This window comes from Serinicoccus profundi (assembly GCF_008001015.1).
GTDB lineage: Bacteria > Actinomycetota > Actinomycetes > Actinomycetales > Dermatophilaceae > Ornithinicoccus > Ornithinicoccus profundi.
The window spans coordinates 1902245-1926530 of the sequence record NZ_CP042862.1; the positions used below are offsets into that span (position 1 = coordinate 1902245).

Here is a 24286-nt window from a genome sequence, read left to right on the forward strand (position 1 = left end):
GGCCACACACCCACCACAACCGTGGCCAAGCGCGCGCACCCAGAAGAGCACAGGATCCGATCCCTCAGGACCCAACAGCGTGTTTGCACCACCCACCAGCAGCCACCACCAGACTTTCCACACCCACACCCCCCAAAGGGAAGCGCGAGCCGTACTCACCAACGATGACACCCACCAGCAGGGGCGACAGTCCTTCGATGTTCCACCCAGAGCAACCCCGGGCACCACGAACGGGTGCACCACGAGGCACTAACTTCACACGAAGTGCTCCTTAGAAAGGAGGTGATCCAGCCGCACCTTCCGGTACGGCTACCTTGTTACGACTTAGTCCCAATCACCAGTCCCACCTTCGACAGCTCCCTCCACAAGGGTTGGGCCACCGGCTTCGGGTGTTACCGACTTTCGTGACTTGACGGGCGGTGTGTACAAGGCCCGGGAACGTATTCACCGCAGCGTTGCTGATCTGCGATTACTAGCGACTCCGACTTCATGGGGTCGAGTTGCAGACCCCAATCCGAACTGAGACCGGCTTTCTGGGATTCGCTCCCCCTCACGGGATCGCAGCCCTTTGTACCGGCCATTGTAGCATGCGTGAAGCCCAAGACGTAAGGGGCATGATGATTTGACGTCATCCCCACCTTCCTCCGAGTTGACCCCGGCAGTCTCCCATGAGTCCCCAGCCACCCAAAGGTGCTGCTGGCAACATGGAACGAGGGTTGCGCTCGTTGCGGGACTTAACCCAACATCTCACGACACGAGCTGACGACAACCATGCACCACCTGTACACCAGCCCAAAGGGAAACCACATCTCTGCAGTCGTCCGGTGTATGTCAAGCCTTGGTAAGGTTCTTCGCGTTGCATCGAATTAATCCGCATGCTCCGCCGCTTGTGCGGGCCCCCGTCAATTCCTTTGAGTTTTAGCCTTGCGGCCGTACTCCCCAGGCGGGGCGCTTAATGCGTTAGCTGCGGCACGGACCCCGTGGAATGGGACCCACACCTAGCGCCCAACGTTTACGGCGTGGACTACCAGGGTATCTAATCCTGTTCGCTCCCCACGCTTTCGCTTCTCAGCGTCAGTAATGGCCCAGAGACCTGCCTTCGCCATCGGTGTTCCTCCTGATATCTGCGCATTCCACCGCTACACCAGGAATTCCAGTCTCCCCTACCACACTCTAGCCTGCCCGTACCCACTGCAGACCCGGAGTTAAGCCCCGGGCTTTCACAGCAGACGCGACAAGCCGCCTACAAGCTCTTTACGCCCAATAATTCCGGACAACGCTCGCACCCTACGTATTACCGCGGCTGCTGGCACGTAGTTAGCCGGTGCTTCTTCTGCTCCTACCGTCACAAAAAGCTTCGTCAGAGCTGAAAGAGGTTTACAACCCGAAGGCCGTCATCCCTCACGCGGCGTCGCTGCATCAGGCTTTCGCCCATTGTGCAATATTCCCCACTGCTGCCTCCCGTAGGAGTCTGGGCCGTGTCTCAGTCCCAGTGTGGCCGGTCACCCTCTCAGGCCGGCTACCCGTCGTCGCCTTGGTAGGCCATTACCCCACCAACAAGCTGATAGGCCGCGAGTCCATCTACCACCAAAAAATCTTTCCACACCACCCCATGCGAGGCAATGTCATATCCAGTATTAGACGCCGTTTCCAGCGCTTATCCCAGAGTGGAAGGCAGGTTACTCACGTGTTACTCACCCGTTCGCCACTAATCCACGGTGCAAGCACCGCTTCATCGTTCGACTTGCATGTGTTAAGCACGCCGCCAGCGTTCGTCCTGAGCCAGGATCAAACTCTCCGATAAAAAACAAAACCATTACCGAACAGATAACGATCCCAACAAAAACCACAACCAGCACCCGGGGGGCGGGCACCAGCCATGGCAAACAAAACATGGCATCAAAAAACAAACACGCTGTTGAGTTCTCAAGAATCGGACACACACCATGATCCGTACGCTTTCGCGCCGTGATGTCCGGGGCTTTCTTCCTTCAAGGTTACGCACCCCGACTTCTGGGAGTCAAATCCGCCTCCGGGCGATGCTCGGGGCCGAGATGCGTACTGCCAGACCCGGGACCGGCCACCTCTCGGTGTCCGTGCCTCCCTGTCGGTGCGGCGAGATGAAACTTTAGGTGACAGTCGGGGGGATCGACAAATCCGCTGGTCAGAGGCCCTTGCGCGCCGCGGCCAGGCTCTTGCGGCCGCGCTTGAGGAGGGCCACCTGTCCGTGCAGGAAGTCCTCGTCACCCAGGACGGCCTCGACATCGTCGACCTTGATGTTGTTGAGGCTCACTCCCCCGTCGCCGATGAGACGCCGCGCCGAGCCGCGGCTCTCGGCCAGCCCGGTGGCGACAAGGGCCTCCACGAGGGTCGTCCCGGTGCCGACCTGGCCGCCGGGTAGCTCTGCCGTGGCGTCGCGCAGCGTGCCGGCCTCGAGCGCGCCCGGGTCAGCCTTGCCGAAGAGCACCTGGCTGGCCGCCTCCACCTGGGCGGTGGCCTCGGCGCCGTGGACAAGGGTCGTCACGTCCGCGGCCAGGGCCTTCTGCGCCTCTCTCAGGTGCGGGCGGTCCCGCGCGGACTCCTCCAGCGCGGCGATGTCCGCCGCACTCCGGTCGGTGAACACCCGTAGCAGCTTGCCCGTCTCGGAGTCCGCGACATTGATCCAGTACTGGTAGAAGGCGTAGGGGCTGGTCATCTCCGGCGAGAGCCAGACCGCGTTGCCCTCCGACTTGCCGTACTTCATGCCGTTCTCGTCGGTGATGAGCGGGGTCGTGAGGACCTGGACCGAGGCCCCCTCGACCCGGTGGATCAGGTCGACCCCGGCGGTGAGGTTGCCCCACTGGTCCTGGCCCCCCGTCTGGAGGGTGCAGCCGTACTCCCTGAACAGGTGCAGGTAGTCCAGCCCCTGGAGCAGCTGGTAGCTGAACTCGGTGTAGGAGATGCCCTCCTGACTCTCCAGCCTCGCCGCGATGGCGTCCTTGCGGATCATCTGGTTGACCCGGAAGTGCTGCCCGACGTCGCGCAGGAAGTCCAGAGCGCTCATCGGCGCGGTCCAGTCCAGGTTGTTGACCATGATGGCGGCGTTGTCGCCGTCGAAGTCGAGGAAGGGCTGCACCAGCTCCTGGATCTTGGCGACGTTGGACGCGGCCTCGTCCTTGGTCTTGAGCACCCGTTCCGCGGTGGCCTTGGGATCGCCGATGAGACCCGTGGATCCGCCGACCAGACAGATGACCCGGTGCCCGGCGCGTTGCAGGTGGCGCAGCACGATGAGCTGGACCAGATTGCCGAAGTGCAGCGACGGCGCTGTCGGGTCGAAGCCGCAGTAGACGGTGAGGGGCCCGTCGTCGAGTGCGTCGCGCAGCGCGGCCTCGTCGGTGGACTGCGCCACCAGGCCTCGCCACTGCAGCTCGTCGAGGATGTTGCTCACCGTACGGCTCCTTCGTCTCGGTCGTGGTCGACGGCGGCCGACCTCATCACCTGCTCAGCCTACGGGTCGCCGGTCGGTAGGCCGACACGCTCGGCTCGTCCTCGAGCCAGAACCTCCAGGGGAAGGCCTCGGCCGATCCCCCGTCGCCGCTCACCCCCACGCGCGGTCCCTGCCTCCGCCGACCACCCGGCGTCTCGTGGGACTGCGGGCGGACGAAGCGGACCGCCGCGTCCACCGCACATACGTCGGAGCCGTACTGTTCCTGCCCCAGCTCCAGAGCCCGCGCGAGGTTGCCCGGCCCCCGCGCCAGATCGCGTGCGGTGACCGGCGTCCGGCGACCGCGTTGACGACGCTCACGGGCCAGTTCCACTCCCCGCACCACCTCTCCACCGCGCAGCAGCACGGCACAGGCCGAACCCTCCTGGCCGGTCACGACATTGGTGGCCCAGTGCATGCCGTAGGAGAAGTAGCAGTAGAGGTGGCCCGCAGGACCGAACATCACCTGGTTGCGCGGCGTCGGCCCGCGGAAGGCGTGGGACCCCGGGTCCTCGGACCCGGCATACGCCTCGACCTCGGTGAGCCGGATCGCCACCCCACCGTGCTCCACCACCATGCCGAGCAGTGCCGGTGCGACCTCGAGCACGGGCCTGGCGAAGAACGCGCGGTCGAGCTGCTCAGTCACGGATGACGGGCATCTCCTGCACCCAGTGCCGCAGCCGCGCGAGCTGCTTGAGCAGGTGCGCGCGCTGCTCGGTCACGCGCACCGGTGCGGTCCCGCCGTGAGCGTTGCGCGAGGCGAGCGAGCCGGGGACGGTGAGGACCGAGCGCACACCTGGGTGCAGGTGCTCGCTGATCGAGGTGAGGTCCTCGTCGGAGAGGTCCTCCAGGCCGATCCCCCGCTCCTCGCAGTGCCGGACGCAGGCTCCGGCGACCTCGTGCGCCACCCGGAACGCCACGCCCTCCCGCACCAGCCACTCGGCGACATCGGTCGCGAGGGAGAAACCGCGCGGTGCCAGCTCCTCCAGCCGCTCGGGGTGGAAGGTCAGCGTGGCGACCATCCCGCTCACGGCCGGGAGCAGGACCTCGAGGGTGTCCACCGCGTCGAAGACCGGCTCCTTGTCCTCCTGCAGGTCGCGGTTGTAGGCCAGCGGCAACCCCTTGAGGGTCGCCAGGAGTCCTGCGAGGTCGCCGATGAGCCGCCCGGCCTTGCCCCGCGCCAGCTCGGCGACGTCCGGGTTCTTCTTCTGCGGCATGATGCTCGACCCCGTGGAGAAGGCGTCGTCGAGGGTGACGAAGCCGAACTCCGCGGTCGCCCACAGGATGACCTCCTCGGCGATGCGCGAGAGGTTCACCGCCGTCATCGCCGTGACGAAGGCGAACTCGGCCGCGAAGTCGCGCGAGGCCGTGCCGTCGATGGAGTTGTCGACGGCCCGCGGCATACCGAGGTCGTGCGCCACCGACTCGGGGTCCAGGCCGAGCGAGGACCCGGCGAGCGCGCCGGAGCCGTAGGGCGAGACCGCCGCGCGGGCGTCCCAGTCCACCAGTCGCTCCACGTCACGCAGCAGCGCCCAGGCGTGCGCCTGGAGGTGGTGGGCGAGCAGGACCGGCTGGGCGTGCTGCAGGTGGGTGCGACCGGGCATCGCGACCTCGGGGTGGGCCGCCGCCTGGTCGACGAGAGCCTGCACGACGTCGAGCACCTTGGCCCCGAGGAGTCGGGCCTGGTCGCGGAGGTACATCCGGAACTGCGCCGCGACCTGGTCGTTGCGCGAGCGACCGGCCCGCAGGCGTCCACCGACCTCGGGACCGGCCCGCTCGATGAGCCCGCGCTCGAGGGCGGTGTGCACGTCCTCGTCGTCCTCGAGGGCCACGAAGTCGCCGGACTCGAGATCGGAGCGGAGCTGCCGCAGCCCCGAGAGCATCGCGCCGAGGTCGGCCTCGGAGAGCAGGCCCGCCCGGTGCAGCACCCGCGCGTGCGCCCGGGACCCGGCGAGGTCGTAGGGCGCGAGGCGCCAGTCGAAGTGCGTGCTCTTGCTCAGAGCGGCCAAGGCATCACTGGGGCCGCCGGTGAAGCGGCCTCCCCACAGGCTGACGGTCATGACACCAGTGTGTCAGGCGCCGTCGCGCGACTCGGGCTCGGCCGCCAGCGAGAGCAGGCGCTGGGCCGTGTCCGGGCCACCGGCGGGATCGGTGGTGATGACGAGGATGGTGTCGTCGCCGGCGATCGTGCCGAGGATGTCCTCGGCGTCGCTGCGGTCGATCGCCGACGCGAGGAACTGCGCCGCCCCGGGCGGCGTGCGCAGCACCACCTGGTTGCCGACGGATCGCGCGCTCACGAGCAGCTCCTGGCACAGACGCGCCAGCCGGTGGCTCACCTCGACCTGGTCCTGCGCCGGGCGCGGGGTGTGGTCGCCGCCCTCGCCGGGCACGGCATACACCAGCTGTCGTCCGCGACGCACCTTGACGGCGTCCAGCTCGACGAGGTCACGCGACAGCGTCGCCTGGGTGACCGAGATGCCGTCCTCGGAGAGCAGGTCCAGCAGCTGCCCCTGGGACCCCACGGCGTGCCGCTCCAGCAGGTCGGTGATGCGCTGGTGGCGTGCAGCGCGGGTCATGGGGATCGACGTCACGATGCACGAGTATACCGGTGGCTGCATGAGTATGCAGTGGCCCGGGTGACGGCTCAGTCGGCCCGGAGATGCTGCAGCAGGCGCACGGCAGCGTCACCGCGCGAGCGCTGGAAGGCCCGCAGCGTGGGCAGCCCGGGCGCGGGAGGGCGTCGTGCGGCATCGAGCAGGAAGCCACCCAGCCCGACCACCACACCGGCGATGTCCTCACGGCTGGCGCCCAGTGCCTCGATCGCCGGCAGATGCGGGCGCAGGTCGACCTCCCCCACCGCCCAGACGTCGACGAGCAGCGAACTCGCGTCGAACCAGGCGGCCCCGCGACTCGCCCACGGCCAGTCCACGACCCGGACCCTCCCCCGCGGCTCGACCAGGAGGTTGTCGGCGCGGACGTCAGTGTGGGTGATCGCGTCCCCCGACAGCCGGCGCACCGTGCGGACGCTGATGTCGTGCAGCTCCTCCAGGCGCTCCACGGCCCACGGGTCGAGGTCGACGGGAGGGTCCTCGCCCAGCCGGGCCCAACAGCCGAACTCACCGGTGAGCTCCTCGGCCAGGTCGGGCCAGGAGGAAGGTGCTCGATGGGCCGCGATCTCGGTCAACGCCTCCAGGGTCGCCGCCAGCTCGGCGTCGGTCCACGGCTGGTGCGGGTGCCGCCCCGAGACCTCCTCGGTCATGATCGCGACCCAGTCACCGTCGTCAAAGGAGGCGAGCAGCGCGGGTGCGACGTCGAGGTCGTCCTCGGCCAGGCTGCGCAGGACGCCGACCTCGCGGCGATGCAGGCCCGGGGTGTCCGGGTTGTGCGCGGTGCTCACCGCCTTGACGAAGGCGCGGCGCCCCTCCGCCGTGCCCACCCGGTCGGCCGTGCCCGGTGAGAAGCCGCCGGCCTGCGAGACCGCCTCCACCACGGGCGCACCCAGCGCGTCCTCGGCCCAGGCGTGCACCGACGGCGGAAGGTCCCACCACGAGGCCCGGGTGCCGAACTCGCTCATGCTCAGCCGGCGACCGGGTCGTCCTCGCCCCACGGGCGCAGCCGCAGCATCCGCGCGTCGTCCGGGAGGCCGGCGCGGGAGTGTGCCCGCAGGGTGTCCAGGTCGTCGGCCCCAGCCCGCACCATGCGGCCGGAGAAGCCGTCGAGCTCGCCGGCGGCGAAGGCCAGGAGCAGATCGGTGACGTCCTGCGGGGCGGTCCACTCGGTGCGCCCGTCGTGCATGCGCATCGAGTGGGTCATGTCCGTCTCGACGACGCCCGGGGCGAGGTCGAAGGCCAGCACGCCGTGCTCGGCACCGGCGAGGGCGACCCCGCCGGTGATCCGGGCCAGCGCCGACTTGGAGCCGCAGTATGCCGTGAGGTCACCGCGCTCCTTCGTGCCGGCGCCGGAGTTGATGTTGACGACGCGCCCGCCGCCGGCGGTGATCATGTGCGGGACGACGGCGCGGGTCAGCAGGAAAGGGCCTCGCACGTTGGTGACCATGACCTGCCACCACTCGTCGACGTCGGCCTCCCAGAGCGGCACCTCGGTCTCGATGAGCCCTGCGTTGTTGACGAGCAGGTCGATCCGCCCGTGCCGGTCGATCACCTGACCCACCGTCGTGGCGACCGCGTCGGCATCGGTGACGTCGCACGGCATACCCTCCGCGCCGTCGGCGACCGCACCGGAACGGGACAGCCCGACGACGGTCCACCCAGCACCGAGCAGCGCCCGGACGGCGAGGTCGCCGATGCCGCGCGAGGCACCGGTGACCAGGGCCACGCTCACCGCTGCACCGCCCCGTGGTCGGCGGCCGCCCGGCTCACCGCGGCGTCGCGGGCGGCGTTGACCTCACCGGTGGTGAGGGTCCGGTCGGGTGCCCGAAAGTGCATCCGGAAGGCCAGTGAGTGGCGGTCCTGCGCCACTTGGTCACCGGCGTAGACGTCGAAGAGCTCCAGGCTCTCCAGCAGGTCACCCGCCCCGGCGCGCAGGGACTCCTCGACCGCGCTGAACCGCACCCCGCGCGGGACCTCGAGCGCGACGTCGGAGGTGGCCAACGGGTGCGTGGACAGTGGGCTGACCTGGGTGCGGTGGTCGCTCGCGGCGACGAGCACGTCGAGGTCGAGCTCCGCCGCACTGGTCCGCGGGGGCAGACCCAGGCGCTGCACGACCTGGGGGTGCAGCTCACCGGCCCAGCCCACGCGGGAGCCGTCGGAGAGCGTCAGGTCGACGCACCGGCCGGGGTGGAAGGGAGCGCGCTCGCTCTGCTGGCGAAGCACCTCGACCCCGAGCGCGTCGGCGACGGCATGCGCCCACCCGACGACGTCGACGACGTCGACCGGGCGACCGCGACCCCACCAACCGGCCCGGTCGGCCTGACCGGCAGCCATGATCGCGACGTGCCAGGGCTGCGCCGGGACGGCGGCACGGATCTCGGCCAGCACGTCGTCGGAGGGTCGCTCGCCGACACCCGGGACCGGGGCCATCGGCTCGCCCTCGGGCAGGGTGACGCTGTCGATCTCGAAGAGCGCGACGTCGCGGCTGCCACGGGAGACGTTGCGGCGCAGCGCGTCCGGGAGGGTCTGCAGCAGCGCGGTGCGCATGAGCGGCGCCTCGTCGGACAGCGGGTTGGCCAGGGAGAGGGCACGGCGGTGGGGGTCGTCCTCGGCCAGCCCCAGCTCCTCGAAGCGGTGCGCCCCGACGAAGGGGTAGGTGAGGACCTCCTGCAGCCCCTGACCGGCGAGGGCCGTCGCGACCGCCCGGCGGGCCCGCTGCCCGTGGGTCAGACCGCGGCCACCGGCGGCGCGCGGCACCACGGACGGGATCTTGTCGTAGCCGTCGATCCGCGCGACCTCCTCGACGAGGGTGGGCGCGTCGGTGAGGTCGGGTCGCCAGCTCGGCGGGAGCACGGACACCCGGCGCGGGTCGGTCGTGCCGGACACCTCGCAGCCGATGAGCTGCAGGATCTCGCGGACCCGGCCGAGGTCGTAGTTGACGCCGACGTAGCGGCTGGACATCGTCAGGTCGAAGTCGATCGAGGGCCGTCCGGGTCGCTCGTCGACGTCGGTGATCGCCGCGTCGGCGGTGCCGCCACCGTGCTCGACGAGCAGGTCCACCGCGAGCTGGGCCGCCGCCGCCGTGACGTCCGGGTCGACGCCGCGCTCGAAGCGCTTGGCCGCCTCGCTCGACAGCTTGTGCCGACGGGAGGTTCGCCCGACGGTGCGGGCGTCGAAGTGCGCCGACTCGATGAGCACGTCGGTGGTGACCCCGGGGGGTCACCTCACCGTCCTCACCGCCCATGACACCGGCCAGCGCCAGGACGCGGGAGCCGTCGTCGGTGATGAGCAGGTCCTCGGGGTCCAGGGGCCGGTCGACGTCGTCGAGGGTGGTGAGCCGCTCCCCCGGGCGCGCGCGGCGGACCACGACGGGGCCGTTGAGGGTGGCCAGGTCGAAGGCGTGCAGCGGCTGACCGAGCGCCAGCATGACGTAGTTGGTGACGTCCACGGCCAGCCCGATCGGGCGCATCCCGGCCTCGGTGAGCCGCCGCGCCATCCACTCCGGGGTGGTCCGGGTGAGGTCGATACCGCGCACGACCCGCGCGAGGTAGCGGTCGCAGCCCGGCACCCCCTCGAGCGGCGAATCGTCGGCGAGGCGGACGGCATACCCCTGTTCCTCACCCTGGTCCACGGGCAACGACGCCGGGTCGGTGTAGGCCGCGCCGGTGGCGTGGGAGTACTCCCGCGCGATGCCGCGGATCGAGAAGCAGTAGCCACGGTCGGGGGTGACGTTGACCTCGACCGTCTCGCGGTCCAGGCCGAGCACCCCGATGAGGTCGTCACCCGGGGAGAGCCCGGCGACGACCGGCTCCGGCAGCAGGCGTGGGAGCACGAGGATCCCGTCGTGGTCCTCCCCGATCCCGAGCTCGCGGACCGAGCAGATCATCCCGGCCGAGACGTGGCCGTAGGTCTTGCGGGCGCTGATCGTCAGGGGTCCCTGCGGGGTCGGCAGCGTGCCGCCGGGCAGGATCACCGCGACGAGGTCGCCGACGCCGAAGTTGTGCGCCCCGCAGACGATGCCCTGCGGCTCGCCGGTGCCGTTGGAGTCGCCCACGTCGACCTGGCACCAGTTGATCGTCTTGCCGTTCTTCTGCTCCTCGGGCGTCATCTCCAGGACGCGCCCGACGACGAGCGGGCCGCCGACGCCGCTGGAGTGCAGTCCCTCCTCCTCGAGCCCCACGGCCACGAGGTCGGCGGCGATCTGCTCGCCGGTGACCCCTTCGGGCAGCGTGACGTAGTCGCCCAGCCAGTCGACCGGAACCCGCATCAGATCTCCATCCCGAACTGCGCGTTGAAGCGCACGTCTCCCTCGATCATCTCCCGCATGTCGGCGATCCCGTGCCGGAACATCGCGGTCCGTTCCACACCCATACCGAAGGCGAAGCCCTGGTAGCGCTCGGGGTCGACCCCGCAGGCGCGCAGCACGTTGTGGTTGACCATGCCGCAGCCGCCCCACTCGATCCAGCCGGTGCCGCCGCAGGTGCGGCAGGCCGGATTGTCACCGCGGCAGACGAAGCAACGGAAGTCCATCTCGGCGCTGGGCTCGGTGAACGGGAAGTAGGCCGGCCGGAGGCGGCTGACGATGCCGGGGCCGAACATCGCCTCGGCCAGTCGGTCCAGGGTGCCCTTGAGGTGGGCCATCGTCAGGCCCTCGTCGATGGCCAGGCCCTCGAGCTGGTGGAAGACGGGGGTATGCGTGGCGTCCAGCTCATCGGTCCGGAACGTCTTGCCCGGGACGGCGACGTAGAGCGGCACCCCGCGCTCGAGCAGCGACCGGGCCTGCACCGGCGAGGTGTGGGTGCGCAGGACGAGACCTGCCTTGGCCGGGTCGACGAAGAAGGTGTCCTGCATCTGGCGTGCGGGGTGGTCCTTGTCGAAGTTGAGCGCGTCGAAGTTGAACCACTCCGCCTCGACCTGTGGCCCCTCGGCGATCTCCCACCCCATGCCGACCATGGCGTCGGCCATGCGCTCGGCCGTGACGGTGAGGACGTGCCGGCGCCCGAGCGGCCGGCGGCCGGGGGCGACGGTGAGGTCGATCGCCTCCTCGACGAGGATGCGCTCGTCGCGCTCGGCCTCCAGCGCCTCCTGGCGTCGGGCGAGGGCCTGGTTGACCCGGCCTCGGGCCTGGCCGACGAGCTTGCCTGCGGCGGCCTTCTCCGAGCCGGGCAGGGAGCCGATCGACCGGTTGGCCAGCGCGAGCGGCGAGCGGTCCCCGGCATGCGCGAGCCGCACGTCCTTGAGCTCGTCGAGGTCGGCGGCCTGGTCGATGGCGGTCAGCGCGGCGGCGACGTGGCCGTCCACGGACTCCTGGGTCAGCTCGCCGCCAGGGGTGGGGTTCGTCGGCCCGCCGGCCGACTGCCCCCCACCCGCCGGCTCGTCGGCAGCGCTGTCATGACTGTTGGGTTCGGACACCTGCGCAAGTCTAGGTGCGCCGTCGCGGCGCTCTCGACCGGGTTTCCCGGGGAGGATCGGTACACGCGCACCCGTCCTCACCGCATACCGGCCCCACCGCGGAGAGGATCCGTACACGCGCACCCGTCCTCACCGCAGACCGGCCCCACCGCGAAGAGGATCCGTACACACGCACCCGTCCTCACCGCAGACCGGCCCCACCGCGGAGAGGATCCGTGCACGCGCACCCGTCCTCACCGCAGACCGGCCCCACCGCGAAGAGGATCGGTACACGCGCATCCAAGCTCACCGCCTACTCCCCCCAGCCTGTGGATAGTCGCCGGGTCGCTGCGATGGTTCCTGCCACAGTGAGACCGATGAACTTCGACCCGACCCGCCCCTTCCTCTGGGCGACCGGACGGCGGCACGGCATCTCCGATCGACGCCTCCGGTCCTCGGAGTTCGTCCGGCTGGGCTACGGCGCCTACCTCTCGGCGGAGGTGGCCCTCGATGCCCTGACGCAGGCGCGCACTGCCGTCCTGGTCGGCGGTGCCCACGCCTTCGCCTCCCGCCATCAGGCCGCGCGGTTGTGGGGCGGCGTCGTCCCGGACACCGACCTGCTGCACTTCAGCGTGCCGGCGGGGCGATCGCGATCCGACCGCCGAGACGTCGCTGCCCACCAGTCCCGTCGGACGCCCGTCGTCTTCCGGGGCGTGCCTCTCACCTCACCCACCGACACCTTCCTGGACCTGGTGGACGACCTGGGGTTGGTCGATCTGGTCGTCCTCGGCGACTCTCTCGTCCGTCGCGGCCGCGCGACCCCGGAGGGCCTCGTGGCTGCCGCGGCCGCTGAACCGGTCAGCAACCGCCGGCTCGCCCAGCGGGCGGCGTCACTGGTCCGCGCTGGGGTCGACTCGGCCATGGAGACGCGGGCTCGGCTGCTTCGGGTGCTCTCGGGCCTGCCCGAGCTGGAGACCGACATCCGGTTCTACGACGCGCAGGGGCGGCTCACCCGGCGACTCGATGCCGGCGACCGCGCCACGAGGACGGCGGTGGAGTACGACGGGAGGCACCACATCCAGCGCGAGGACCAGTGGGTCGCTGACCTGGGCCGGCGCGAGGGGTTCGAGGATGACGGGTGGCGGCTGGTGACGCTCGTCTCCCCCGACATCTACCGGACTCCTGGGAAGACCGTCCACCGACTGAAGCGGATCTTCCGCGCACGCGGTATGCAGGTCGGTCGGCTCTCCGACGAGTGGCGGCGGCACTTCCCGGACCGTCCAGGGCTGCCGTGACCGCAAGCAGGGCGATGAGCATGGGGGCGCGTGCACCGATCCTCCCCGGCAGGGCGGCCTTCAGCGAAGAGCATGGGCGCGCGTGCACCGATCCTCCCCGGCAGGGCGGGCCTCAGCGACGAGCACGGCTGGCGCGGGTGGCGGCCGAGGCGTGCAGGCAGACGGTTGCCGCCATCGCGAGGTTGAGCGACTCGGCCCGGGCGATGGGGATCGACACGACCTGGTCGCAGCCGTCCAGGACCTCGGGAGCCAGGCCCCAGGCCTCGTTGCCCATCACCCAGGCGTGCGTGCCGCTCAGGTCGGCATCGGGCAGGGGCGTGGAGCCCGAGCCGTCGGCCGCGAGCAACCGGATCCCCCGCTCCCGGCAGGCCTCGAGCAGCTCCGCCACGGGTATGCCGATGCTCACCGGCAGGTGGAAGAGCGCGCCCACGGTGGAGCGCACGACCTTGGGGTTGTAGACGTCAACAGACGCATCACTCACGAGGACCGCGGCCGCCCCGAAAGCACTGGCCCCGCGCAGCACCGTGCCGGCGTTGCCGGGGTCGCGCACGTGAGTGAGGACGACCACGGTGTCACCGTCGCCGATGGCGTCCAGCACGTCCGGGAGCGGTGCGTCCACGCGGTCGGCCACGGCCACCATGCCCTGGGGGGCGCCGGTGTCGGCCATGGCGGCGAGCACCTCCTCGGTGCACGTCCAGATCGGCACGCCCGCGGCCAGCGCCACGTCGGCGATCTCGGCGTGCCGCTCCTCGGCGGTGGCGGTGAGGTAGAGCGCCCGGGCGGCGGAGGCGGCATACCCCAGGAGTTCGCGCACCGCCTGCGGTCCCTCGACCAGGAACGTGCCGGACCGCTCCCGGGCAGCACGACGCCCCAGCGCCGCGACCTGCTTGACGCGCTCGCTGCGAGGGTTGCTCAGCAGCGGACGGTCAGCCGCGCTCATGCGCTGGGGCGTCGTGGGGTGCCGTGGGCGAGGCTCAGGCGGCGGACTCGGCGCCGGCCGCCGGGACGTTGGCCCGGGACATCTCCACCAGAGCCGTGAAGGCGGCCTCGTCGTGCACCGCGAGCTCGGCGAGCATGCGGCGGTCAACCTCGACACCGGCGGCCTTGAGGCCCTGGATGAACCGGTTGTAGGTCATGCCGTTGGCGCGGGCGCCGGCGTTGATGCGCTGGATCCAGAGGCGACGGAAGTCACCCTTGCGGGCCCGGCGGTCGTTGTAGCTGTAGACCAGGCTGTGGGTGACCTGCTCCTTGGCCTTGCGGTAGAGCCTGCTGCGCTGCCCGCGGTAACCGCTGGCGCGCTCCAGGACGACCCGACGCTTCTTGTGGGCGTTGACCGCCCGCTTCACGCGTGCCACGTGAGTACTCCTTGACTAGTTCTTCAGGGGGGTGAGTTCGAGGGGGAGGATCCCGGTCAGAGACCGAGCATCTTCTTGACCTTGCGGACGTCGCTGGGCGCGACCTCCTTGTCGTTCACGAGCCGGCGCGCGGCCTGGCTCGTGCGCTCCTGGAACTTGTGCACGTGGCGCGCACGCTGGTGCATGATCTTGCCGGTGCCGGTGACGCGGAAACGCTTCTTGGCGCCGCTGTGGGTCTTCATCTTCGGCATGAGCCGATCTCCTTACGTCCTTCGTCTCGCCCGGGGTGCCGGGCGGTGTTCTGGGGGTATGCCGTCGGTCAGGGCCGTGAGCACGGGTGCTCGGCCCGTGATTCACGGGGTGTCGGTCGCCAGGGTGGTCTCGTCGACGCTCACGTCGGCGGGCTGCTCGTCGTGGGCGCGCTCGGCGTCACGGCGCTTGGCCTGCCGCACCTGGGCCTTCTTGGCGGTGGGTCCGAGCACCATGACCATGTTGCGGCCGTCCTGCTTGGGCGCGCTCTCCACGTGACCCAGCTCGATGACGTCCTCGGCCAGTCGCTGCAGCAGCCGGAATCCGAGCTCGGGACGCGACTGCTCGCGCCCGCGGAACATGATGGTGACCTTGACCTTGTCGCCGGCCTTGAGGAAGCGGACGACGTGGCCCTTCTTGGTGCCGTAGTCGTGGTCGTCGATCTTGGGGCGGAGCTTGATCTCCTTGATGACCGTGTTGACCTGGTTCTTCCGTGCTTCCCTGGCCTTCATGGCGGCTTCGTACTTGAACTTGCCGTAGTCCATGAGCTTGGCGACCGGAGGGCGCGCCATCGGGGCCACCTCGACTAGGTCGAGGTCGGCCTCGGCCGCCAGTCGCAGCGCGTCCTCGACGCGCACGATGCCGACCTGTTCCCCGTTGGGGCCCACCAACCGCACTTCCGGGACCCGGATGCGGTCGTTGATGCGAGGCTCGCTGATGTGCCTGCTCCTTCGTCGTCGTGTCCTGACCCCCAGGCACCAGAAAGGCCTCCTGGCACCGGGTGCGCAAGAGGCCGACGACGACGGTCCACGCCAGGTATGCGCGTGGGCGCCGCACTCGCTCCGTGCGGACACGGCGCGAGACCAGGACCCGGCGACCTCTCGGTCATCGCGGGTGGAGGCGAAGGCCTCTCTTGCACGTCGGGCGTGCGAACGCCCGACTGGTCAAGTCACCAGGGTAGCAGACGGCGGTGGCCCGCCCCGAACGTCGGGACGGGCCACCGCGCTCCGCGTCGACCGGTGAGGTCAGCGCGCGGTCAGCAGCCGATCCTGCGGAGGGCGAAGTCCTCCGTCACGATCCGACCCCGGGGCACCCGGATGTCGTCGACCGTCGGACGGTAGCCGTCCTTGGCCACGATCGTCTGGTAGCGACCCGTGATGACCCAGTAGGCATACGACCCGTCCTCCTGCGTGATGAGGCTGTAGCCGGGGTCGTCACCGCTGGTGGGCGTGAGGTCCACCACCGCCCCGCCGAGGCCGACCCGCGAGGTGTCGCACTGGATCCCCTCGACGTCGCCCTGCAGCTTGCCCCAGTTCCGCGGCGGCGTGACGTGCATCGTCACGTCGATCGGGTCGAAGCGCTGCGGGGTGTCGGTGCGGATCCCGATCCCGGCCGTGTAGGTGCCCGGCTGGGCGACGTCCGCATCGGTGGTGACGGTGACCCGCAGCCGCTCGCCCGGTTCGAGGGTGAACTCCATCGGGTCCACCGTGAGCCAGTCGACATCGGCAGCCGCGGCACCGCAGTCGTCGAAGCCGGGCAGCTGCTCGGCGACGTCGACCGGGGTGAAGCCACCGCTGGACCCTCCCACCTTGGCGATGCCGCACGCGGCACCCCCGCGGTAGACGGCGGCGCCGCTGGCCGGCATCTCGACCCACGTCCCGCTTGCGCCGTCGAAGGCGAAGCTGGCGTTGGTCACCGCGCCAGCCTGGACGCCGCCGTTGACCACCAGGTGGCCGTTGGCCGCGGCCGCCTGGGCGGCCCAGCTGTCGGACGGTGCGTCCGGCAGCTCGGACCAGGCGTCGGCGTCCGGGTCGTAGGCGTAGCTGTCCGCGATGCCGCCCGAGCCGGGGTTGCCCCCGGTGCAGACGACCTGACCGTCCACCCCGCCGCAGGAGGCGAAGGCCACCGCGACCGGGTAGTCGGCCAGCTCGGTCCAGCTGTCGGCCGCGACGTCATACGCCATGACAGCCGACGTCATCGGTGTGCACGAGCTCGTCGTGCACCCTCCGACGGAGTAGACCGTGCCGTTCATGACGGCCGTGCCGGCCGCCGACACCGCGGCGGGTGCCGGCGCGCCGGCCGACCAGGAGTCGGCAGCCGCGTCGTACAGGTGGGTGTCCGTGGAGACCCCGCCGCTGACCCAGCCGCCGGAGACCACGATCTGCCCGTCGACTGCTCCTGCCGTGACGGCCGAGGCTGCCTCCGGCAGAGGCGCCGCGGCGGTCCACGCCATGGCCACCGGGTCGTACCGGTTGACGTCCGCGAAGGCCGCCGTGCCCGTGGTCCCACCGAGGGTGTACCACGTGCCGTCGAGGTTGACGACGCGGTTGTCCATGGCCACCCGCGGGTAGTTGCCCAGCGGGGTCCAGGGGTCCGCGGCGACCCGTGCCGGGTCCTTGGTCCCCTGGGCGCCCATGCCCGAGGCACCGGCAGCCAGGGAGGTGTCGACGTCCAGCCGGACGACCTCACCCCCCTCGTCGTCAGCGGCGGCCAGACCCATGGTGTCCGTCGACCCGTCGACACGCAGGATCTCGAACTCACCGGCGAGCTCGCTCAGCGTGACCTCGGCCGCGCCGGTGCCGGTGTTGTCGAAGGTGAGGCGGTGTCGCCGCTCCGACCCCAACGGTTGGTAGACCTCGATGCTGTCGGTGTCCACCGTGACGAAGCCCGAACCCAGGGTGAAGTCGGCCCGCACCGCTTCCGCGTGCTGCACCGTGACGTCCTGCGTCTGCGAGGAGTACCCGCGGGCGCTGGCCTCGAACGGATGGTCGCCCGGGTGGGCCGAGAACATCCAGTAGAACCCGTCGTCCAGGTTGTCGTCCGCCGGCGTCTCCTGCGTCAGCGCGGTCTCCTCCGGGACGTCGAGGTTGGTCACGGTCGCGCCGTCGATGGCCTCTCCGCCCTCACCGGCGTAGACGTTGCCCACGACATACCCGCCCTCGCCGGACGGCGAGCAGTCGCGGTTGCCCAGGAAGACGTCGTCGACCTGCCACCACCAGTCGTACTCCGCCTGCGAGAGGTGGAAGGCCACCCGCACGTCGGACTCACCGGCTGCGTCCGGCAGGGCGACGACCTGCTCGTCCGGGCCGCGGACCGACAGGTCCTGGGAGAGCACCGTCGTCCAGGTCTCCCCACCATCGGTGCTCACCTCGACGTCGGCCAGGTCGTCGCCGAGCCCGCGCCAGTCCTGCGCGAACCCGACGACCGGGTTGGCCAGCTCGCTCATGTCCACGGCGGGGCTCACCAGGGAGGTGTCCTGGCTGCCGCCCGAGCCGTAGAAGTCGGAGTCGACGATCGCGAAGCCGCCCTCACCACCGGTGAGGTTGCCCCGCTCGCCCGGGTCGTCGAAGGCCCAGACCTCGCCGGAGCCGGCGTGGTCCACGACCTCCCACCCGTCGGGCACCGTGGTGGCGTCGAAGCTCTCCGTCACCCCGTCGACGACGTAGGAGTAGCCGGGTGCGGTGCACGTCTGCGCATCGACGGGCACCGAGACGTCCAGCGGCTCACCCCCCGAGCTCGCCTCCACCGTGGAGGTGAGGTAGCCCGGGTACTGCACCTGAACGGTGAGCTCGAAGGTCTCGCCCTGCGGGAGGTCGAGGGAGAACTCTCCCGTCTCGGGGTCGGTATACGTCGCCACCGGCGTCCCTTCGGCCGCCACCCGCGCATACAACGGGAAACCGTATCCGGAGCCGTCCGTGACCGTCCCGGTGACGGCGCCGCTCGGCACCGGCTCCAGCGCGGCGTCGACGGTCGTCGTCCCGCCGGCCGTGACGGTCGCGGACGCGGACTCGGTGGCATAGCCGAACCGACTCATCGTGAGGTCGTAGTCGCCCGCGGACAGCGTGGCGGAGTAGGCACCGGCCTCGTCGGTCAGCAGGCTGCGCTCGATGGGACCGTCCACCAGCACGGAGGCGTCGGCGAGCGGGTCGCCACTGCTGGCGTCGGTCACCGTCCCCTCCAGCGTGCCCGCGTCACCGATCGGTGCCGAGGTGACCAGTTCCAGGGCGTCCAGCCGGCCCTCGCCGAAGACGTTGTTGTCCTCGGCGGTGCCGCCGCACTGGAGGTCCTCGGTGTTCACCGCCGACCCGTTGAGCAGGTCGCGGGTGGCGTCGACATCCCCGACCAGGGCCGGCGCGCCGGACCAGGCGAGCGCCACGGCCCCGGCGACGTGCGGGCTGGCCATCGAGGTGCCGCTGTAGACGGCATACCCGTTGCCGGGGACCGAGGAGCGCACCGCGCTGCCCGGAGCCGAGATGTTGGGCTTGATCTCCCCGTCCTGGCCGGCGCCCCGCCCGGAGGTGCCGGCGATGGTGTGGTTGATGGTGTAGTTGCCGACGCTGTAGGCCACGATGCGGCTGCCCGGTGACCCCGAGCTCTCGCAGGCGGGCCCGGAGTTGCCGTTGGCGAAGACGCCGAACTGCCCACTGGCCGCCCAGGCCTCGATGACGTCCTCCATGAAGGGGGCCGTCGAGGGGGTCCTGGTGCCCCAGCTGTTGTTGATGATGTGGGGGCGCTTGGTGACGTCGGGGTTGTCGCCCTCGAGGTCGGTGGGCTGGAGCATCCACTCGCCGGAGGCGATGAGGGCCGCGTCACTGGGGCAGCAGCCGTTGGCCGCGATCCAGGTGGCGCCCGGCGCGACGCCGACCTGGTTGTCCCCGCCGTCGTCGCCGACCATCGTGCCGGTCACGTGGGTGCCGTGGCCGTTGCCGTCGGCCGGTGCGTCGGGTGAGGTGCCGGCGGCGTCGAACCAGTTGTAGTCGTGGTCGAACGTGCCGTCGCCGTTGTTGCCGCGGTAGGAGGTGACCAGGGCCGGGTGGTCGTACTGCGCGCCCGAGTCGATGGTGGCGACCACCACTCCCTCCCCTCGGATGCCGAGGTCGTCCCACACCTGGGGTGCGTTGACGTCGTTGACGCCCCACTCGACGGCAGCCGGAGCCATCCGCGGCTCCTCCTCCTTGAGCTCGGGCAGCTCGATCTCCATCGGGGCGTAGATGCCCTCGACACCATCGGTGGCCGCCATGGAGGTCACGAGCGCGAGGTCCGCCGCGTCGACCCGGATCGAGTTGGTGGCCCAGAAGGCGCGATAGTCCACGCCTGCCGCGTCCAGCTCCTGCCGGAGGTCGGCCTGGCTCGCCGTCGCGGATGCCCGCAACGCATCCGCGACGGCCTGGCCACGCTTGTCCCAGTCGGTGATCGTGGCGAACTGCTCCAGATCAGGTCGGTCGGCGAAGCGGACCCAGACGTCGGATCTGCCCTCGCTCTCCAGCTCGGCGTCGACCGCCGCATCGATCGTGCCGGCGTCATCGGTGGCGTCCGGGGCCGCAGCGGCCGGCACGGTCGCCATCCCCGAGACGAGCAGGGTGCCGGTGGCCAGGGTGGCCCACCAGCGCCGTCGTGGTAGTGAGTGCATCGACATGTCCCTCTTCCTTGAGAGCATCGTTGTCCCGACCCGGCGGTCCCGCCGGTTCGTCACTGCGTCGCCCAGGGCCGCCCCACGCGGCCTACCACCCTCCCCACGTCCGCCCGTGGTCCGCACCGGGACGTTCTGTCCCGGTGCCCCTCGACCCTAGGGAGGGGCGCTCGTGGAGGGCAACGAACTTGACGCACTCCATACCAAACCTTTGCCGCAGGCAGACCGGAGCCGGCGCCACGCCGCGTCGTGCACTTGAATCATTCAAGATTTCGTGATCGGGTGAGCCCATGACCTCGACCACCGCGCCACCCGCCGCCGCCCTCCGGGCCGCTGGTCTCCGGGTGACGTCGCCGCGGCTGGCGGTGCTCGACACGCTCGAGCGCCACCCGCACGTGGAGGCGGCGGAGGTCGTCCACCTCACCCGCGCCCGACACCAGGGCGTCTCCGTCCAAGGGGTGTATGACGTGCTGGCCGCCCTCACGGCGGCGCGCCTGGTGCGTCGCATCGAGCCGGCGCACGCGGTCGCCCGCTACGAGCTGGACCGGGGTGATAATCACCACCACGTCGTCTGTCGCGACTGCGACGTGCTGGTGGACGTGCCCTGCCCCGTCGGGTCGGCGCCCTGCCTCGATCCGGCCGGGGCCCAGTCCCTCGGGTTCACGGTGGACGAGGCCGAGGTCATCTACTGGGGGCGGTGCCCGCAGTGCCAGAACACCACCGACAGCACGACGAAGGAGAAGCCATGAGCAGTCATCCCGGCTACGTCAATGCCGAGCACAGCGGTGAGGGGGTGGCCCCCGAGGGGTCGACCACCAGCAACGGCGCGCCCAACGACTCCGACCGCAACAGCCTGTCGGTCGGCGCCAACGGTCCGCTCCTCCTGCACGACGTGACCCTCATCGAGAACCTCGCGCACTTCGACCGCGAGAAGGTGCCGGAGCGACTGCCGCACGCCAAGGGGTCGGGCGCCTTCGGCGTCTTCGAGACCACCGAGGACGTCTCGGCCTACACCAAGGCCGGGATCTTCCAGCAGGGCGCGAGCAGCGAGGTCATCACCCGCTTCTCCACCGTCGCCGGTGAGCAGGGCTCCCCCGACACCTGGCGCGACGTCCGCGGCTTCTCGGTGCGCCTCTACACCGACGAGGGCAACCTCGACATCGTCGGCAACAACACCCCGGTGTTCTTCGTCCGCGACCCCATGAAGTTCCCCAACTTCATCCGCTCGCAGCGGCGGATGCCCGACAGCGGCCTGCGCTCGCCCAACATGCAGTGGGACTTCTGGACCGCCAACCCCGAGTCCGCGCACCAGGTCAGCTACCTCATGGGCGACCGCGGCCTGCCGCGCACGTGGCGCGAGATGAACGGCTACTCCTCCCACACCTACATGTGGGTCAACGAGTCGGGTGAGCGCTTCTGGGTGAAGTACCACTGGCACAGCGACCAGGGTGTGGCCAACATCACCAACGAGGAGGCGGAGCGCCTCGCCGGGGCCGACGCCGACCACCACCGTCGCGACCTCTTCGAGGCCATCGACCGGGGTGACCACCCGAGCTGGACGCTGTCGGTGCAGGTCATGCCCTACGACGAGGCCAAGACCTACCGCTACAACCCGTTCGACCTCACCAAGGTGTGGCCGCACGCCGACTACCCGCTCGTCAAGGTCGGCCGGATGACCCTCAACCGCAACCCAGAGAACTGGTTCGCCCAGATCGAGCAGGTGGCCTTCAGCCCCTCCAACCAGGTCCGCGGCACCGGCGTCTCCCCCGACAAGATGCTGCTGGCCCGGGTCTTCTCCTACCCGGACGCCCAGCGGCACCGCATCGGCGCCAACTTCACCCACCTGCCGGTGAACCAGCCCAAGACCCAGGTCAACGCCTACCAGTTCGACGGCCCCATGGCCTACCTCCACTCGGGCAGCCAGCCGACGTATGCCACCAACGCCTACGGGCGTCCGTGGTCGGACACCACCGGCCCGGTGGAGAACGGCTGGGAGGCCGACGGCGAGCTGGTGCGCCAGGCCTACGACCTGCGCCCGGACGACGACGACTTCGGCCAGGCTGGACTCCTCGTGCGTGAGGTCTACACCGACGAGCAGCGCGAGCGCCTCGCCCAGACCGTGGGCGGCATGATGGGCGCCTGCGAGCCGGAGGTCCGGACCCGCGTCTACGCCTACTGGCGCAACGTCGACCAGCAGCTCGGTGACCGCATCGAGCAGATCGGCTCCGGCGCGGACTCCGCGTCCGACGAGGCCGGCGACGACGCTGGGACGCTGCGCGAGCGCGAGGGCGACCTCGTGGGCGGCCAGCGCTGAGTCGAGCGCAGGAGCAGACCAGCCGCCGCGGGCGCCGGACCACACCCTGGTCCGGCGCCCGCGGCGCGTCCGGGTGAGGCGAGTGGCCTACTCGGACGAAGCGGGGAGCAGCCGGAAGGCCACGGCGTCGATCCGGGCGCGGGTCTCGGCGTCGACCGCCAGCCGCTCACCGATCCGGGTCACCACCGCCTGCACCTGCGCTGCGGTGAGCCCCGGGCACAGCGCCAGCTCGACCAGGAGGTCGCCCGCCTCGCCGCCCAGCCGGTGGGCGCTCACCGCCTCCTCGTGGCGCGCGGCCTGCGCCACGGCCGCCGCCACGTGGTCGTCGGCATGAGCCGGCACCCAGGGGCGGGCCATCGCCAGCGCCCACACCATCGAGCCGGTCAAGGTGTATGCCGCGGGGCCGGGTGCCGCCGGGAGGTCCAGCGGGATGACCGAGCAGCCCTCCTGGACGGCGGCCCGGGCGGCACGCTGCGCGGTGACCGGGACGGGTCGGGCCGAGGGGTCCCACGCGGTGAGGGCTCCCGTGCTGGTGAAGGCGGGCAGCGCGCGCTGACCGTCGGGGGCGACGAGGGTGACCGAGGCCATGTCGCTGCGCGCGTCGACCGGGACGCCGGAGCTGTCGTCGACCTCGGCGGCGACCGCGACGATCGGCACGACGAGCCGGGCGCGCGCGACCGCGGCCACGACCTCCTGGGGAGCCGGGTCGGGACCGGCGAGGAGTGCCGCCAGGGCCTGGTCGGCCGCGCCGGTGTCGTCGTCGAAGCCGGTGCCGCGCAAGGTGCGCCCCGCCCAGGGCACCCCGCCGGTGTCAGCCCCCTCCTGCGGTCGGTGCCCCGAGAAGCGGTCGCTCATGCGGTGACCTCCAGGGCCTGGGCCAGGGTGAACGCCCCGTCGTGCAGCGCCGCCCCCAGCACCACCTCGTCGACCTCCTGGCAGTCCCGCAGGGCGCCGAGGTCGTCCAGCACCGCCACGCCCCCCGACGCGGTGACCGGGGCACCCACGAGCTGGGCCACGGAGCGGAAGAGCGAGAGGTCGGCGCCCGTGCGCCGCCCGTCGCGGGAGGCATCGGCGACGAGCACCCGGACATGTCCCTCGCGCAGGACGGCGTGCCCGGCGAGGACCGTCTCGAGCGTGCCGAGGACGAGCGGGGTGCCGCGGGCGACGACCTGTCCCTCCCGCACGTCGACCGCGACGACCAGCCGCTCCCCCAGCAGGTCTACCGCGCGCTCCAGCACGTCGCGAGAGGCGAGGGCCGAGCTGGCCAGCACCACCCGCGCGGCACCGGTGCGCGCCGCCCACGCGAGGTCCTCGGGCCCGGTGATCCCCCCGGAGAGCTGCACCGGCACGGGCAGCTGCTCGACCAGGAGCTCCATGAGCCGGGGGTCGCCCCCACGACCGAAGGCGCGGTCCAGGTCGACGAGATGGATCCTCCGGGCGCCCTGGTCGACGAAGGCCTGCGCGACATCGAGCGGCCGTGCCGGGAGGTCGGCGTCCACCTGTGCCGCCCGCCCGGAGGCGACGTCGACGGCAGGGAGCAGGTCCAGCGTTCCGGTCACGACAGGACGCCCAGCTCGCGGCGCAGCCGCACCGAGTCGCGCACGGCGTCCTCGAACCACTCCACCTGCTGAGGGTCGGGGTCGCGCCGCACCGCGCCGGGAAGCGTGTCCGCGTGGGCGGGGTCGTCGAGGAGACGGGTGCCGGGCAGCCCGAGGGTGGCCATGACGGCCTGCAGCATCCGGGCCGGGCGCACCCGCGTCTCGTGCAGCAGGTCGACCAGCTCGTCGCGCACCGGCGCCTCGGCCCCGGCGAGGCGCACGAGCTCGGACGGGCCGGCGAGCTCCAGGCCCGGCGGTCGCAGCAGACCCTGCTCGGGCTCCCACACCACCCAGCGCACCCGCCGGCGGCGGCCCGGCGCGTGCACCGTGACCAGGGCCCGCCCGTCGATCTCGAAGAACCCCAGCCCCGGCGCGGCGCGAGCGGACAGCGCCCGGCAGGCGTTGACCAGGCCCCCGTCGTCGTAGGGCGAGCCGGCACGGGACGGCCCTCGGGTGACCACGGCGACCCAGCCCTGCAGGGGCACCACGGTGACGGGGACGATGCTCGCCGCGACCCAGGTGTCCACCTCGGGGCGTGGGCCGGCCGCGAGGACCAGTCCCTGGGAGCGTCCGGACGGGGTGGGGTCGTCGGCGGGGCTCAC

18 protein-coding genes, 1 rRNA gene and 1 pseudogene are annotated in these 24286 nt (G+C 71.0%); 3 read left to right on the top strand and 17 right to left on the bottom strand.

Annotated elements, in window-relative coordinates; translation table 11 throughout:
• Positions 1 to 275: 275 nt before the first annotated feature.
• From FA582_RS08775 to pheS, 9 genes and pseudogenes are all read right to left on the bottom strand, one after another.
• Positions 276 to 1804, bottom strand: a 16S ribosomal RNA gene (locus FA582_RS08775).
• A 360-nt stretch (positions 1805 to 2164) separates the two neighbouring features.
• Positions 2165 to 3427, bottom strand: coding sequence for a tyrosine--tRNA ligase (gene tyrS, locus FA582_RS08780; RefSeq protein ID WP_010148354.1), 1263 nt, complete (start codon positions 3425 to 3427; stop codon positions 2165 to 2167).
• A gap of 46 nt (positions 3428 to 3473) precedes the next feature.
• Positions 3474 to 4109, bottom strand: a complete 636-nt coding sequence (locus tag FA582_RS08785) for a DNA-3-methyladenine glycosylase (RefSeq protein ID WP_010148356.1) — start codon at positions 4107 to 4109, stop codon at positions 3474 to 3476.
• Complete coding sequence (argH, locus tag FA582_RS08790) at positions 4102 to 5523, bottom strand: argininosuccinate lyase (protein WP_010148357.1); 1422 nt, start codon at positions 5521 to 5523, stop codon at positions 4102 to 4104. Before argH ends, FA582_RS08785 begins: the two co-directional genes overlap by 8 nt.
• 12 nt (positions 5524 to 5535) lie before the next feature.
• A complete protein-coding gene (locus FA582_RS08795; protein ID WP_010148358.1) occupies positions 5536 to 6039 on the bottom strand; it encodes an arginine repressor in 504 nt (167 codons plus the stop codon).
• A gap of 68 nt (positions 6040 to 6107) precedes the next feature.
• Positions 6108 to 7037 carry a phosphotransferase gene (locus FA582_RS08800; RefSeq protein WP_010148359.1) on the bottom strand — a complete coding sequence of 310 codons (930 nt, stop codon included), beginning with the start codon at positions 7035 to 7037 and terminating at the stop codon, positions 6108 to 6110.
• Positions 7038 to 7039: 2 nt separating this feature from the next.
• Positions 7040 to 7804, bottom strand: a complete 765-nt coding sequence (locus FA582_RS08805) for an SDR family NAD(P)-dependent oxidoreductase (protein WP_010148360.1) — start codon at positions 7802 to 7804, stop codon at positions 7040 to 7042.
• Positions 7801 to 10339 (bottom strand): annotated as a pseudogene (gene pheT / locus FA582_RS08810) (phenylalanine--tRNA ligase subunit beta). Before pheT ends, FA582_RS08805 begins: the two are co-directional and overlap by 4 nt.
• Positions 10339 to 11484, bottom strand: coding sequence for a phenylalanine--tRNA ligase subunit alpha (gene pheS / locus FA582_RS08815; protein WP_010148362.1), 1146 nt, complete (start codon positions 11482 to 11484; stop codon positions 10339 to 10341). Before pheS ends, pheT begins: the two are co-directional and overlap by 1 nt.
• Before the next feature lie 356 nt (positions 11485 to 11840).
• Here pheS and FA582_RS08820 point away from each other — a divergent pair, with 356 nt between their 5' ends.
• The gene (locus tag FA582_RS08820) at positions 11841 to 12758 is read left to right on the top strand and encodes a hypothetical protein (protein WP_010146586.1); all 918 of its coding nucleotides are present in this window, start codon (positions 11841 to 11843) and stop codon (positions 12756 to 12758) included.
• A gap of 112 nt (positions 12759 to 12870) precedes the next feature.
• Here the strand turns inward: FA582_RS08820 and FA582_RS08825 are convergent, their stop codons facing one another.
• The 5 genes from FA582_RS08825 to FA582_RS08845 all read right to left on the bottom strand — a co-directional run bounded on the left by FA582_RS08825 (position 12871) and on the right by FA582_RS08845 (position 19778).
• Positions 12871 to 13698, bottom strand: coding sequence for a TrmH family RNA methyltransferase (locus FA582_RS08825; RefSeq protein WP_010146585.1), 828 nt, complete (start codon positions 13696 to 13698; stop codon positions 12871 to 12873).
• Between the two features lie 34 nt (positions 13699 to 13732).
• Positions 13733 to 14113: a 50S ribosomal protein L20 gene (gene rplT / locus FA582_RS08830; RefSeq protein ID WP_010146584.1), complete on the bottom strand. Its 381-nt coding sequence runs from the start codon at positions 14111 to 14113 to the stop codon at positions 13733 to 13735.
• Positions 14114 to 14169: 56 nt separating this feature from the next.
• Positions 14170 to 14364, bottom strand: coding sequence for a 50S ribosomal protein L35 (rpmI, locus tag FA582_RS08835; protein ID WP_010146583.1), 195 nt, complete (start codon positions 14362 to 14364; stop codon positions 14170 to 14172).
• A 102-nt stretch (positions 14365 to 14466) separates the two neighbouring features.
• Entirely contained in the window at positions 14467 to 15039 is a 573-nt protein-coding gene (infC, locus tag FA582_RS08840; protein ID WP_420853145.1) for a translation initiation factor IF-3, read from the bottom strand.
• A 359-nt stretch (positions 15040 to 15398) separates the two neighbouring features.
• The gene (locus FA582_RS08845) at positions 15399 to 19778 is read right to left on the bottom strand and encodes a S8 family serine peptidase (RefSeq protein WP_010146580.1); all 4380 of its coding nucleotides are present in this window, start codon (positions 19776 to 19778) and stop codon (positions 15399 to 15401) included.
• A 284-nt stretch (positions 19779 to 20062) separates the two neighbouring features.
• Between FA582_RS08845 and FA582_RS08850 the strand changes: the two genes are divergently transcribed.
• Both FA582_RS08850 and FA582_RS08855 read left to right on the top strand, forming a co-directional pair.
• Positions 20063 to 20521: a Fur family transcriptional regulator gene (locus tag FA582_RS08850; protein ID WP_010146579.1), complete on the top strand. Its 459-nt coding sequence runs from the start codon at positions 20063 to 20065 to the stop codon at positions 20519 to 20521.
• Positions 20518 to 22086 carry a catalase gene (locus FA582_RS08855; protein ID WP_010146578.1) on the top strand — a complete coding sequence of 523 codons (1569 nt, stop codon included), beginning with the start codon at positions 20518 to 20520 and terminating at the stop codon, positions 22084 to 22086. Before FA582_RS08850 ends, FA582_RS08855 begins: the two co-directional genes overlap by 4 nt.
• Before the next feature lie 87 nt (positions 22087 to 22173).
• Here the strand turns inward: FA582_RS08855 and FA582_RS08860 are convergent, their stop codons facing one another.
• From FA582_RS08860 to FA582_RS16400, 3 genes are read right to left on the bottom strand one after another with little or no spacing between them, the layout of a single operon-like run.
• Positions 22174 to 22941 (bottom strand): SseB family protein, encoded by a 768-nt coding sequence (locus tag FA582_RS08860; protein WP_010146577.1) that lies wholly within the window; start codon positions 22939 to 22941, stop codon positions 22174 to 22176.
• Positions 22938 to 23645, bottom strand: coding sequence for a 1-(5-phosphoribosyl)-5-[(5-phosphoribosylamino)methylideneamino]imidazole-4-carboxamide isomerase (locus FA582_RS16395; protein WP_010146576.1), 708 nt, complete (start codon positions 23643 to 23645; stop codon positions 22938 to 22940). Before FA582_RS16395 ends, FA582_RS08860 begins: the two co-directional genes overlap by 4 nt.
• Complete coding sequence (locus tag FA582_RS16400; RefSeq protein WP_010146575.1) at positions 23642 to 24286, bottom strand: hypothetical protein; 645 nt, start codon at positions 24284 to 24286, stop codon at positions 23642 to 23644. Before FA582_RS16400 ends, FA582_RS16395 begins: the two co-directional genes overlap by 4 nt.